A 12937-nucleotide genomic window follows, 5' to 3' on the forward strand; every position below is an offset into this window, starting at 1 on the left:
CCGCTCGGGTGAACAAAGGGATGCCCGACGCGCTGCGGGGTTGATTGATCGGGAATCGATCGAATGGCAGGGTGGACTAAAGTGACGGGAAGTTACCGACACCCTGCACATTCCGAATTTTTCCCCGTGTGCGCGGCGTACGTACGGCCCGGCCCTCTCCCACTCGCCGGTCGGCTGACGCCCCTTCCCCGGCGCCGGCGGACCTCCCCTTCGCGAGCGGGCGGGGACCAGGCCGTACGTGCAGCCACCCGGGACCTGAGCCTGAGAGGGCGCATGAGCCAGACCCGACACGTCCCGGTGATGCTCCAGCGATGCCTGGACCTGTTGGCCCCGGCTCTGGAGGCGGCGGGCCCGCAGCCGCCCGTGGTCGTCGACTGCACCCTGGGACTCGGCGGGCACAGCGAAGCGCTCCTCTCCGCCTTCCCCACCGCCCGGCTGATCGCGCTGGACCGGGACAAGGAGGCGCTGCGGCTCTCCGGCGAACGCCTCGCGCCCTACGGCGACCGCGCCACACTCGTGCACGCCGTCTACGACGAACTGCCCGAGGTGCTCGACCGGCTCGGCGTCCCCAAGGTCCAGGGGGTCCTGTTCGACCTCGGGGTCTCCTCGATGCAGCTGGACGAGGCCGACCGAGGCTTCGCGTACGCCCAGGACGCCCCCCTCGACATGCGGATGGACCAGACGACCGGGATCGGCGCGGCCGAGGTGCTCAACACCTACCCGCCGGGCGAGCTGGTGCGGATCCTGCGGGCGTACGGCGAGGAGAAGCAGGCGAAGCGGATCGTCTCCGCCGTCGTGCGCGAGCGCGAGAAGGAGCCCTTCAGCAACAGCGCCAGACTCGTCGAGCTGATCCGCGACTCGCTGCCGCAGGCCGCCAAGCGCACCGGCGGCAACCCCGCCAAGCGCACCTTCCAGGCCCTGCGCATCGAGGTCAACGGCGAGCTCACCGTGCTGGAGCGGGCGATCCCGGCCGCCGTCGGGAGCCTCGCCGTCGGCGGACGCATCGCCGTCCTGTCGTACCACTCGCTGGAGGACCGGCTGGTCAAGCAGGTGTTCGCGGCAGGCGCCGCCAACACCGCCCCGCCCGGTCTGCCGGTCGTCCCCGAGCGCTACCAGCCCCGGCTGAAGCTGCTCACCCGAGGCGCGGAGCTGCCCACCGAGGAGGAGGTCGCCGAGAACCGGCGCGCCGCCCCCGCCCGGCTGCGCGGCGCCCAGCGCATCCGCGAGGAGGAGCGATGAGCCGCCGGAGCGCTGACGCGGGGGACGGAGCGGTGCGGTGAGCAAGCCGGCCGGGCAGCTGAAAGGACGCGCCGCACGGCTCACCCGGCTGATGCCCGCCGGACCGAGCAGCGCGGCCCGGACCCCCTTCGTGCTGCTGGTCGTCCTGCTCCTCGGCGGCGGTCTGATCACGCTGCTGCTGCTCAACTCCGCGCTCAACGAAGGATCGTTCCGGCTGAGCGAGCTGAAGAAGCGGACCACCGACCTCACCGACGAGCAGCAGGCCCTCCAGCGCGACGTCGACCGCTCGTCGGAGCCCGACGCCCTCGCGCGCCGCGCCCGGGAGCTGGGCATGGTCCCCGGCGGCAGCCCCGTCTTCCTCGACCCGGACGGCACGGTGCGCGGTGTGCCGTCGGCCGCCACCGCGCCACCGGCCCCCGCACCGCCGAAGACCACAGCCCCGGCCCCGCCGCCCGCCACCCCGTCGGGCACCGCGGCCGCCACCGCGCCCGCGCCCGGCGCCTCCACGTCCGCCCCGGCGAAGCCGGGCACCGCCGCGACCCCGCGTACCCCGGCCAACCAGACCTCCCCGAGCCCCGGCAGGTGACGCAGTGCCCTCCCAGGAACCACCGCGCCGCCGGGTACCCGGCCCCGCCCGTCCCCGTAACGCGGCGGGCCGCGCCCCACGCCCCGCGGCCCGTCCGGCGCCCCGCCGGCGGCCGTCGTCCGCCGTGCCGCGCGGCCGGACCGCGCGCGGGCGCCGCCCCGCCCGGACGCTGCGCCTCGGCAGCCCGCGCCCCCGGCTGCGGCTGGTCAGCCTCGCCCTGACGCTCGTCATGATCGCGTTCGTCGTCCGGCTCCTCCAGGTCCAGGCCGTCGACGCCAGCGCGTACGCGGCCAAGGCCGAGAAGAACCGCTATCTCAGCTACACGGTCGCCGCCGAACGCGGCGAGATCACCGACCGCAGCGGCATCGCGCTGGCCACCAGCGTCGACGCGTACGACATCACCGCCGACCCCAAGATGTTCACCCCGGCGGACAGCAAGGCGCCCGACGCCCCCCAGCAGGCCGCCGCCCTGCTCGCACCCATCCTCGGGGCCGACGCGGCGGAGCTCACGAAGAAGCTGTCGAAGCCGAAGAGCCGGTACGCCGTGCTGGCCCGCCGGCAGACCCCGCAGGTCTGGAAGCAGATCAAGGACCTCAAGTCCGTCTTCGCCGAGAAGGCCGCGAAGGACAAGGCGGCCGGCGGCCCCGGGGCCAATGTGCTGGCCGGGGTCTTCCAGGAGTCGACCACCAAGCGCGTCTACCCCAACGGCGGGCTCGCCGCCGGGATACTGGGTTACGTCAACGCCGAGGGCAAGGGCGCCGGCGGCCTTGAGTCCAAGCTCGACAAGGAGCTGGCGGGCGAGGACGGCACGATCAAGTACGCCCAGTCCGGCGGCCGGCGGGTGCCCACCGCAGGCACCAAGGAGGTCCCCGCGGTCGCGGGCTCCGACGTCGAGCTGACCATCGACCGCGACATCCAGTGGGCGGCCCAGAAGGCCATCTCCGAGCAGGTGAAGAAGTCCAAGGCCGACCGGGGTTACGTGATCGTCCAGAACACCCGGACCGGTGAGGTGCTCGCCATGGCCAACGCCCCGGGCTTCGACCCCAACGACCTCTCCCAGGCCGACGCCGCGGCCCTGGGCAACGCGGCCCTCCAGGACGTGTACGAGCCCGGCTCCACCAGCAAGGTCATGTCCATGGCCGCCGTGCTGGAGGAGGGCGTCGCCACCCCCGGTACGCACGTCACGGTCCCCAACCGGCTGCACCGAGGCGACCGGCTCTTCAAGGACGACGTCGACCACCGCACCTGGAACCTGACGCTCAACGGCGTACTCGCCAAGTCCAGCAACATCGGCACCATCCTGGCCACCGGACAGCTGGGGAAGACCCAGGCCCAGGCCAACAAGGTGCTTTACTCCTATTTGCGGAAGTTCGGCATCGGCTCGCCGACCGGGCTCGGCTACCCGGGAGAGACCCCCGGCATCCTCGCCAAGCCCCAGGACTGGTCCACCTCGCAGCAGTTCACGATCCCCTTCGGCCAGGGCCTCTCCCTCAACGCGATGCAGGCCGCCTCGATCTACTCGACGATCGCCAACGGGGGAGTCCGCATCCAGCCGACCCTCGTGCGCGGCACCAAGGGCGCCGACGGCCGCTTCACCCCGGCCGAGGCCCCCGAACAGACCAGGGTGGTCAGCGAGAAGACCGCCAAGACGCTCGCCACCATGCTGGAATCCGTGGTCGGCGACGAGGAGGGCACCGGAACGAAGGCCAAGATCCCCGGCTACCGGGTCGCGGGCAAGACCGGAACGGCCAACCGCGTCGACCCGGTACGCGGCGGCTACCACGGCTACACCGCCTCCTTCGCCGGCTTCGCCCCCGCCGACAACCCCCAGATCACCGTCTACTGCGCGATCCAGAACCCCGTCAAGGGCAACTACTTCGGCGGCCAGATCTGCGGCCCCATCTACAAGCAGGTCATGGAGTTCGCGCTGAAGACGCTCCAGACCCCGCCGTCCGGCAGCGAGCCGGCCAGGCTGCCGGTGTTTTCCAAGCCCGACGAGTGAACTCGCGGAGACCACCAGTGACAACCATCACCCCTGATCCCGGGAACCGGAACGGGAAGCCCCGTACCCCCGGCCCCTCACTTCGCGAGAGGCCGGGTGCGCCCGGTACGCTCACCGCCGTGCCCCACGCTGAACAGTCCCGAACCACCCCGAAGGACGCGCCTGTGAACTACCCGGGAGCGCCCCGCCCGGATCGGCTGCGGCCGACCTCCCTCGGCGAGCTGGCAGCCCGGCTGGGAGCCGAACCGCCGGGCACCGGCGAAGTCACCGGCATCACCCACGACTCCCGGGCCGTACGCCCCGGAGATCTGTACGCGGCCCTGCCGGGCGCCCGTCTGCACGGCGCCGACTTCACCGCCCAGGCGGCCGGCCTCGGCGCCGCCGCGATCCTCACCGACCCGGACGGCGCCGAACGCGCCGCCGCCACCGGACTCCCGGTGCTGGTCACCGAGGACCCGCGCGGCCGGATGGGCGAACTCGCCGCCGAGATCTACGGCCACCCCGGCACCGACCTGCTCCAGATCGGCATCACCGGGACCTCCGGCAAGACCACCACCGCCTACCTCGTCGAAGGCGGCTTCCGGGGCGCCGGACGCGACACCGGCCTCATCGGCACCGTCGAGATGCGGATCGGCGACGAGCGCATCAAGTCCGAGCGCACCACCCCCGAAGCCACCGATCTCCAGGCCCTGTACGCCGTCATGCGCGAACGCGGCGTGGACGCGGTGACCATGGAGGTCTCCAGCCACGCGCTGGTGCTCGGCCGGGTCGACGGCTGCGTCTTCGACGTCGCCGTCTTCAACAACCTCAGCCCGGAGCACATGGAGTTCCACTCCGGCATGGAGGACTACTTCCAGGCCAAGGCGCAGCTGTTCACCCCCCGGCGCAGCCGGCAGGGCGTCGTCAACTTCGACGACGAGTACGGCCGCAGGCTGATCACCGAGGCGTCCGTCCCCCTCACCACCTTCTCCGCCGAGGGCCACCCGGACGCCGACTGGCGGGCCGAGGACGTCGAGGTCGGCCCGCTCGGGTCCACCTTCACCGTCGTCGGTCCCAAGGACGAGCGGGCCACCGCCAGGGCCCCGCTGCCCGGCCCGTTCAACGTCGCCAACACCCTGGCCGCGATCGTCACCCTCGCCGTCGCCGGCATCGACCCGCAGACCGCGGCCGACGGCGTCGCCGCCGTGCCCGGGGTGCCCGGCCGGCTGGAGCGGGTCGACGCGGGACAGCCGTACCTCGCACTCGTCGACTACGCGCACAAGACCGACGCCGTCGAGTCGGTGCTGCGCTCCCTGCAGAAGGTCACCGAGGGCAAGCTGCACATCGTCCTCGGCTGCGGCGGCGACCGCGACACCACCAAGCGCGGCCCGATGGGCGCTGCCGCGGCCCGGCTCGCCGACACCGCCGTCCTGACCTCAGACAACCCCCGCTCCGAGGACCCGCTCGGCATCCTCGCCGCGATGCTCGCCGGCGCCGCCGAAGTGCCCGTGCACGAACGCGGCGACGTCCTGGTCGACGCCGACCGGGCCGCCGCCATCGCCGCCGCCGTCGGCCGGGCCGGACCCGGCGACACCGTGCTGGTCGCCGGCAAGGGCCACGAGCAGGGCCAGGACGTCCACGGCGTGGTCCGGCCCTTCGACGACCGGGTGGTCCTGCGCGCGGCCATCGAGCGGTCCCTGGGAGACGAGAGCGCCACCCCCCGTGCCTCCACCCACGAGAACAACAGTCAGGGATGACCAAGTGATCGCCCTTTCCCTCGCCGAGATCGCCGAAATCGTCGGCGGGCAGTCGTACGACATACCGGATCCGGCAGCAATCGTCAGCGGGCCGGTCGTCAGCGACTCCCGCCAGGTGCGGCAAGGCAGCCTCTTCGTCGCCTTCGCCGGCGAACGGGCCGACGGCCACGACTACGCCCGGGGCGCCGTCGAGGCGGGCGCCGCGGCCGTCCTGGCCGCCCGTCCCGTCGGCGTGCCCGCGATCGTCGTCGACGACGTCGTCGCGGCGCTCGGCGCGCTCGCCCGCGCGGTCGTCGGCCGCCTCGGCACCACCGTCGTCGCCCTCACCGGATCCGCGGGCAAGACCTCCACGAAGGACCTCATCGCCCAGCTCCTGGAGCGCAAGGGCCCCACGGTCTACCCCGAGGGCAACCTCAACAACGAGATCGGCCTGCCGCTCACCGCGCTGCGGGCCACGGAGGAGACCCGCCACCTCGTCCTGGAGATGGGCGCCCGCTACATCGGCGACATCTGTTACCTCACCGGCCTCGTGCCGCCGAGGATCGGCCTCGTCCTCAACGTCGGCACCGCGCACATCGGCGAGTTCGGCGGCCGGGAGCAGATCGCCCAGGCCAAGGGCGAGATGGTCGAGTCGCTCCCCGAGGACGGCCTCGCCGTGCTCAACGCCGACGACCCCCTCGTACGCGCCATGACCTCCCGCACCAAGGCCCGGGTGCTGCTCTTCGGCGAAGCCGCGGATGCGGACGTACGGGGCGAGAACGTGCGGCTCACCGACGACGGACGCCCCGCGTTCCGCCTCCACACACCCACCGGGTGCAGCGATGTGACCATGCGCCTGTACGGTGAGCACCACGTGTCGAACGCGCTCGCCGCGGCCGCCGTCGCCCATGAGTTGGGCCTGTCCGCAGACGAGATCGCCGAGGCGCTCTCCGAGGCGGGCACCCTCTCCCGCTGGCGCATGGAGGTCACCGAGCGTCCGGACGGCGTGACGTTCGTCAATGACGCCTACAACGCCAACCCCGAATCCGTGAAGGCAGCGCTGCGCGCGCTGGTCGCCATGGGGAAGGGGCGTCGTACGTGGGCGGTGCTCGGCCTGATGGCCGAGCTCGGCGACGCCTCGCTCGCCGAGCACGACGCGGTCGGACGGCTCGCCGTCCGGCTCAACGTCAGCAAGCTCGTCGCGGTCGGGGGCAGAGAAGCCTCCTGGCTGCAACTGGGCGCATACAACGAGGGTTCGTGGGGTGAGGAGTCGGTGCATGTGTCCGACGCACAGGCTGCCGTCGATCTGTTGCGCAGTGAACTGCGCCCGGGAGACGTCGTGCTGGTGAAGGCGTCCCGGTCGGTCGGCCTGGAGCAGGTCGTTACGGCACTGCTGGAGAACGCGACCGAGGGCGAGGTCGCGGGCCGATGAGGCAGATCCTCTTCGCGGGGGCCATCGGGCTCTTCCTGACCCTGGTCGGCACTCCGCTGCTGATCAAGCTGCTGGCCCGCAAGGGATACGGGCAGTTCATCCGGGACGACGGCCCGCGTACCCACGGCTCCAAGAAGGGCACGCCCACCATGGGCGGCATCGCCTTCATCCTGGCGACGATCATCGCGTACGTCCTGGCGAAGGTGATCACCGGCGAGGACATGCGCTTCTCCGGTGTGCTGGTCCTCTTCCTGATGGCGGGGATGGGTCTCGTCGGCTTCCTCGACGACTACATCAAGATCGTCAAGCAGCGCTCGCTGGGTCTGCGGGCCAAGGCGAAGATGGCCGGCCAGCTGATCGTCGGCATCGCCTTCGCGGTGCTCTCGCTCCAGTTCGCCGACGCCCGCGGCAACACCCCCGCCTCCACCAAGCTCTCGTTCGTCGAGGACTTCGGCTGGTCGATCGGCCCGGTGCTGTTCGTGGTCTGGGCGCTCTTCATGATCCTCGCCATGTCCAACGGCGTGAACCTGACGGACGGTCTGGACGGCCTCGCCACCGGCGCCTCGGTGATGGTCTTCGGTGCCTACACCTTCATCGGGCTCTGGCAGTTCCAGGAGTCCTGCGCCAACGCGGCCACCCTCACCAACCCGAGCGCCTGCTTCGAGGTACGAGATCCGCTCGACCTCGCCGTCGTGGCGTCCGCCCTGATGGGCTCCTGCTTCGGCTTCCTGTGGTGGAACACCTCGCCGGCCAAGATCTTCATGGGGGACACCGGCTCGCTCGCCCTCGGCGGCGCGCTCGCCGGTCTGGCGATCTGCTCCCGCACCGAGTTCCTGATGGCGGTGCTCGGCGGCCTCTTCGTGATGATCACGATGTCCGTCGTCATCCAGGTCGGCTCGTTCAAGATGACCGGCAAGCGCGTCTTCCGGATGGCACCGCTCCAGCACCACTTCGAACTCAAGGGGTGGTCCGAAGTCCTTGTCGTGGTCCGCTTCTGGATCATCCAGGGCATGTGCGTGATCGTCGGCCTCGGCCTCTTCTACGCGGGATGGGCAGCCAAGAAGTGAGCAACGTGGACTGGCAGGGCAAGCACGTCACGGTCGCCGGACTCGGGGTCTCCGGGATCCCGGCGGCCCGCGCGCTGCACGGCCTCGGCGCCCTCGTCACCGTGGTCAACGACGGGGACGACGCGCGCTCGCGGACCCAGGCCGCGGAGCTGGAGGCACAGGGCATCACCGTGCGCCTCGGCGACGGGGACACCCTGCCGAAGTCCACCGAGCTGATCGTCACCGCCCCGGGCTGGAAGCCCGGCAAGCCGCTGTTCGCCGCGGCCGCCGAAGCGGGCGTCCCGGTCTGGGGCGACGTCGAACTCGCCTGGCGGCTGCGCGGACAGGACGGCAGGAAGCCGGCCCCCTGGCTCGCGGTCACCGGCACCAACGGCAAGACGACGACCGTACGGATGCTCGCCTCGATCCTGGAGGCGGCCGGGCTGCGCACCGCGGCCGTCGGCAACATCGGCGTCTCCCTCCTGGACGCCGTCCTCGGCGAGGAGACGTACGACGTGCTCGCCGTCGAGCTCTCCAGCTACCAGCTGCACTGGTCGCCCTCGCTGCGCGCCCACTCCGCGGCCGTGCTCAACCTGGCGCCCGACCACCTCGACTGGCACGGCTCCATGGAGGCGTACGCCGCCGACAAGGGCCGGATCTACGAGGGCAACCAGGTCGCCTGCGTCTACAACGCGGCGGACCCCGCCACCGAGGACCTGGTGCGCGAGGCGGACGTCGAGGAGGGCTGCCGGGCCATCGGCTTCACCCTCTCCACCCCCGGACCCTCCCAGCTCGGCGTGGTCGACGGCATCCTCGTCGACCGGGCCTTCGTGGCCAACCGGCAGAAGCAGGCGCAGGAGCTGGCCGAGGTCGCGGACGTGAACCCGCCCGCCCCGCACAACATCGCCAACGCGCTGGCCGCCGCCGCGCTGGCCCGCGCCTTCGGCGTCGAGCCGGCCGCCGTGCGCGACGGGCTGCGGGCCTTCCGCCCGGACCCCCACCGCATCGAGCACGTCGCGGACATCGACGGGGTCGCGTACATCGACGACTCCAAGGCCACCAACACGCACGCCGCCGAGGCGTCCCTCGCGTCCTACGACCCGATCGTCTGGATCGCCGGCGGCCTGGCCAAGGGCGCCACCTTCGACGAACTGGTGACCGGGTGCGCGAAGCGCCTGCGGGGCGTCGTGCTGATGGGCGCGGACCGGGCCCTGATCCGCGAAGCCCTCGCGCGACACGCGCCCGAGGTCCCGGTGGTCGACCTCGACCGGACCGACACTGGGGCGATGTCCGAGGCGGTCTGCGAGGCGGCACGGCTCGCCCGGCCGGGAGACACCGTACTGATGGCCCCGGCCTGCGCCTCGATGGACATGTTCGTCAACTACAACAAGCGGGGCGAGGCCTTCGCGGACGCCGTCCGCGCACGCGCCGCCGAGAGCGCCTGACGGCCCCGGCCTCCGCGCGCCGGGGGCCGGGCTCCCGGCACCGGAGCCCCGGGCACGAGCAGTGGAGGGGACTGGGACCATGCCGGCCGAAGAGAGCCCTGCCGCACGCGGCGGGGACCGCTCACGGACGACCTCGGCGATCAGCCGGGCGCTCCGACCGCCCCTCCTCGCGACCCCGGGCGCCGCGCTCCCGGCCGGCCTCGCACTGCGCGTACGGCCCGCCGCCGGCGCCGCACGCGGGCCCGCCCCGGCGCGCTCCCGGACCGCCGGGAGCCCCCGCAGCCCGCGCGGCGGCGGGGTGCGGCGGCTGTACGAGCAGGCGCGCAGGGCCTGGGACCGCCCGCTGACCGCGTACTACCTCATCCTGGGCGCCGGGCTCCTGATCACCGTGCTCGGCCTGGTGATGGTCTACTCCGCCTCGATGATCAAGGCGCTGGAGCTGGGCAAGCCGGGCACCTACTTCTTCCGCAAGCAGTTCCTGGCCGCCGTCATCGGAGCCGGGCTGATGGCGGTCGCCGCCCGGATGCCGGTCAAGCTGCACCGGGCGCTGTCCTACCCGCTGCTGATGGGCGCGGTCTTCCTGATGGTGCTGGTCCAGGTGCCGGGGATAGGGATGTCGGTCAACGGCAACCGCAACTGGCTCTACCTGGGCGGCCCCTTCCAGCTCCAGCCCAGCGAGTTCGGCAAGCTGGCCCTCGTGCTGTGGGGCGCCGACCTGCTCGCCCGCAAACAGGACAAGCGGCTGCTGACCCAGTGGAAGCACATGCTCGTCCCGCTGGTCCCGGTCGCCTTCATGCTCCTCGGGCTGATCATGCTCGGCGGCGACATGGGCACTGCGATCATTCTCACGGCCATCCTGTTCGGGCTGCTCTGGCTGGCCGGGGCGCCCACCCGGCTGTTCGCCGGAGTCCTGGCCTCCGCAGGTCTGATCGCCGTCCTGCTGATCAAGACCAGTCCCAACCGGATGTCCCGGCTCGACTGCATGGGGGCCAGCGAACCGGGGCCCGGCGGCTCGTGCTGGCAGGCCGTGCACGGCATCTATGCTCTGGCATCGGGCGGCTGGTTCGGATCCGGGCTCGGTGCAAGTGTGGAAAAATGGGGTCAACTGCCCGAACCTCACACCGACTTCATCTTCGCCATCACCGGGGAGGAACTGGGACTGGCGGGGACGCTGTCGGTACTCGCCCTCTTCGCGGCTCTAGGCTATGCGGGTATCCGCGTGGCCGGACGCACGGAGGACCCCTTCGTGAGGTACGCAGCGGGAGGTGTGACCACCTGGATCACGGCGCAGGCCGTGATCAACATCGGTGCGGTGCTCGGCCTGCTGCCGATCGCCGGTGTCCCGCTCCCGCTGTTCTCCTACGGGGGGTCGGCCCTGCTGCCGACCATGTTCGCCGTCGGGCTGCTGATCGCGTTCGCGCGGGACGAGCCCGCGGCGAAGGCGGCCCTGGCCATGCGGAGGCCCGGGGTGAGATGGAAGACGATGAGACGGCGCGTCAAGAAGCGTCCGTCCGGAGAGCGGTGAATTTCGGTGCATGTCGTACTCGCCGGTGGGGGGACCGCCGGCCACATCGAGCCCGCGCTTGCCCTCGCGGATGCCCTGCGCAGGCAGGACCCGAGCGTGGGAATCACCGCTCTGGGCACGGAGCGCGGACTCGAGACCAGGCTCGTACCCGAGCGGGGGTACGAACTCGCCCTGATCCCGGCCGTCCCGCTGCCGCGTAAACCCACCCCCGAACTCATCACCGTCCCGGGCAGGCTGCGCGGCACCATCAAGGCCGCCGAGCAGATCCTGGAGCGCACCAAGGCGGACTGCGTCGTCGGCTTCGGCGGCTATGTGGCCCTGCCCGGCTATCTCGCCGCCAAGCGCGCCGGAGTGCCCATCGTGGTGCACGAGGCCAACGCCCGGCCGGGCCTGGCCAACAAGATCGGCTCGCGGTACGCGCACGGGGTCGCCGTCTCCACCCCCGACAGCAAGCTGCGCGGCGCCCGCTACATCGGCATCCCGCTGCGCCGCACCATCGCCACCCTGGACCGGGCCCGCGTCCGCCCCGAGGCGCGCGCGGCGTTCGGTCTCGACCCCAACCTGCCGACGCTGCTGGTCTCCGGCGGCTCGCAGGGCGCCCGCCACCTCAACGAGGTGGTCCAGCGCGTCGCACCGCTGCTCCAGCGCTCCGGCATCCAGATCCTGCATGTGGTCGGCCCCAAGAACGAATTGCCGCGCGTCGACAACATGCCCGGGATGCCCCCCTACATCCCGGTACCGTACGTGGACCGGATGGATCTCGCGTACGCCGCGGCCGACATGATGCTCTGCCGCGCGGGCGCGATGACCGTCGCCGAACTCTCCGCCGTCGGGCTTCCCGCCGCCTATGTCCCGTTGCCGATCGGCAACGGCGAACAGCGGCTCAACGCCCAGCCGGTGGTCAACGCAGGCGGCGGCCTGCTGGTGGACGACGCCGCGCTCACTCCCGAGTGGGTGCAGGGCAACGTCCTCCCGGTGCTGTCCGATCCGCACCGGTTGTATGAAATGTCCCGCGCCGCCGCCGAGTTCGGCCGCCGGGACGCCGACGATCTGCTGGTCGGCATGGTGTACGAGGCGATTGCCGCACGTCGTAACGCGTGAGGCGGACGGGTCCGGGGGCGGTGGCCCCCGGACCCGGCATAAGGAGCGAGCGTGGCCGGACCGACGACCGCCCAGCGCGGCAAGGGGCAGCAGCAGGACACCCCGGACCGCCCGCCACGCCCAGGCGCCGAGGGCTCCCGGATCTCCCGGCGCGGGCTGCTGATCGTGATCGCCGCCGCGGTGCTGGTGCTCGGCTCGGGCGCCGTCTGGGCGCTCTACGGGTCCTCCTGGCTCCGCACCGAGCAGGTCAGGATCACCGGTGTCGACGTGCTGTCACCGGCCGAGGTGGAGGCCGCGGCGCAGGTGCCGATGGGCGCTCCGCTGGTCTCCGTGGACACCGGCGCCGTCGCCGCCCGGTTGCGCCAGAAGTTGCCTCGTATCGACTCGGTGGATGTCGTACGGTCATGGCCGCACGGGATCGGACTTAAAGTGACCGAACGGCAGCCGGTCCTGCTGATGAAAAAGGGTGCGAAGTTCATCGAAGTGGACGCCGAGGGCGTGCGCTTCGCCACGGTGGACAAAGCGCCCCCGCGCGTACCTCTGCTGGAACTGACCCCGGGTCACTCCGCGAGCCTGCGCCGTTTCGACAGCAACCGGCTGGTGCGGGAAGCGGTCCGGGTCGCCGGCGACCTTCCGGGCGGCATCGCCCGGGAGACCGAGGTCGTGCGGGTCACCTCGTACGATGCGGTCTCCCTGGAACTCACCCGGGACCGGACGGTGATCTGGGGAAGCGGTGAAGAGGGCGCGGTGAAGGCGAAAGTCCTCACCGCTCTCATGAAAGCCGCTCCCAAAGCGGGACACTTCGACGTGAGTGCGCCCACCGCTCCTGCGGTGTCGGGTAGTTGA

At 71.8% G+C, this 12937-nt stretch carries 10 protein-coding genes; all 10 read left to right on the forward strand.

Going from position 1 to position 12937, the window contains the following annotated elements; genetic code table 11:
• Window positions 1-273 precede the first annotated feature (273 nt).
• Window positions 274-1239, forward strand: coding sequence for a 16S rRNA (cytosine(1402)-N(4))-methyltransferase RsmH (gene rsmH, locus RLT58_RS26675; RefSeq protein ID WP_311312907.1), 966 nt, complete (start codon window positions 274-276; stop codon window positions 1237-1239).
• Window positions 1240-1330: 91 nt separating this feature from the next.
• Window positions 1331-1825: a cell division protein FtsL gene (locus tag RLT58_RS26680; protein WP_311314660.1), complete on the forward strand. Its 495-nt coding sequence runs from the start codon at window positions 1331-1333 to the stop codon at window positions 1823-1825.
• A gap of 4 nt (window positions 1826-1829) precedes the next feature.
• Complete coding sequence (locus RLT58_RS26685) at window positions 1830-3827, forward strand: peptidoglycan D,D-transpeptidase FtsI family protein (RefSeq protein ID WP_311312908.1); 1998 nt, start codon at window positions 1830-1832, stop codon at window positions 3825-3827.
• A gap of 17 nt (window positions 3828-3844) precedes the next feature.
• The gene (locus RLT58_RS26690) at window positions 3845-5563 is read left to right on the forward strand and encodes a UDP-N-acetylmuramoyl-L-alanyl-D-glutamate--2,6-diaminopimelate ligase (protein WP_311312909.1); all 1719 of its coding nucleotides are present in this window, start codon (window positions 3845-3847) and stop codon (window positions 5561-5563) included.
• 4 nt (window positions 5564-5567) lie between these two features.
• The gene (murF, locus tag RLT58_RS26695; protein ID WP_311312910.1) at window positions 5568-6974 is read left to right on the forward strand and encodes a UDP-N-acetylmuramoyl-tripeptide--D-alanyl-D-alanine ligase; all 1407 of its coding nucleotides are present in this window, start codon (window positions 5568-5570) and stop codon (window positions 6972-6974) included.
• Window positions 6971-8041 (forward strand): phospho-N-acetylmuramoyl-pentapeptide-transferase, encoded by a 1071-nt coding sequence (mraY, locus tag RLT58_RS26700; RefSeq protein ID WP_311312911.1) that lies wholly within the window; start codon window positions 6971-6973, stop codon window positions 8039-8041. Before murF ends, mraY begins: the two co-directional genes overlap by 4 nt.
• Window positions 8038-9465, forward strand: a complete 1428-nt coding sequence (gene murD, locus RLT58_RS26705; protein ID WP_311314661.1) for a UDP-N-acetylmuramoyl-L-alanine--D-glutamate ligase — start codon at window positions 8038-8040, stop codon at window positions 9463-9465. Before mraY ends, murD begins: the two co-directional genes overlap by 4 nt.
• Before the next feature lie 79 nt (window positions 9466-9544).
• The gene (gene ftsW, locus RLT58_RS26710) at window positions 9545-10990 is read left to right on the forward strand and encodes a putative lipid II flippase FtsW (protein ID WP_311312912.1); all 1446 of its coding nucleotides are present in this window, start codon (window positions 9545-9547) and stop codon (window positions 10988-10990) included.
• Window positions 10991-10996: 6 nt separating this feature from the next.
• Entirely contained in the window at window positions 10997-12091 is a 1095-nt protein-coding gene (gene murG / locus RLT58_RS26715) for an undecaprenyldiphospho-muramoylpentapeptide beta-N-acetylglucosaminyltransferase (protein ID WP_311312913.1), read from the forward strand.
• Between the two features lie 51 nt (window positions 12092-12142).
• Window positions 12143-12937 carry a cell division protein FtsQ/DivIB gene (locus tag RLT58_RS26720; RefSeq protein ID WP_311312914.1) on the forward strand — a complete coding sequence of 265 codons (795 nt, stop codon included), beginning with the start codon at window positions 12143-12145 and terminating at the stop codon, window positions 12935-12937.

The sequence above is a fragment of the Streptomyces sp. ITFR-16 genome (assembly GCF_031844705.1).
In the GTDB taxonomy this organism is placed as follows: domain Bacteria; phylum Actinomycetota; class Actinomycetes; order Streptomycetales; family Streptomycetaceae; genus Streptomyces.

Coding starts and splice junctions, on each gene's coding strand:
- rsmH (WP_311312907.1), top strand. CDS start 274: ATGAGCCAGACCCGACACGTCCCGGTGATGCTCCAGCGATGCCTGGAC.
- RLT58_RS26680 (WP_311314660.1), top strand. CDS start 1,331: ATGCCCGCCGGACCGAGCAGCGCGGCCCGGACCCCCTTCGTGCTGCTG.
- mraY (WP_311312911.1), top strand. CDS start 6,971: ATGAGGCAGATCCTCTTCGCGGGGGCCATCGGGCTCTTCCTGACCCTG.
- ftsW (WP_311312912.1), top strand. CDS start 9,545: ATGCCGGCCGAAGAGAGCCCTGCCGCACGCGGCGGGGACCGCTCACGG.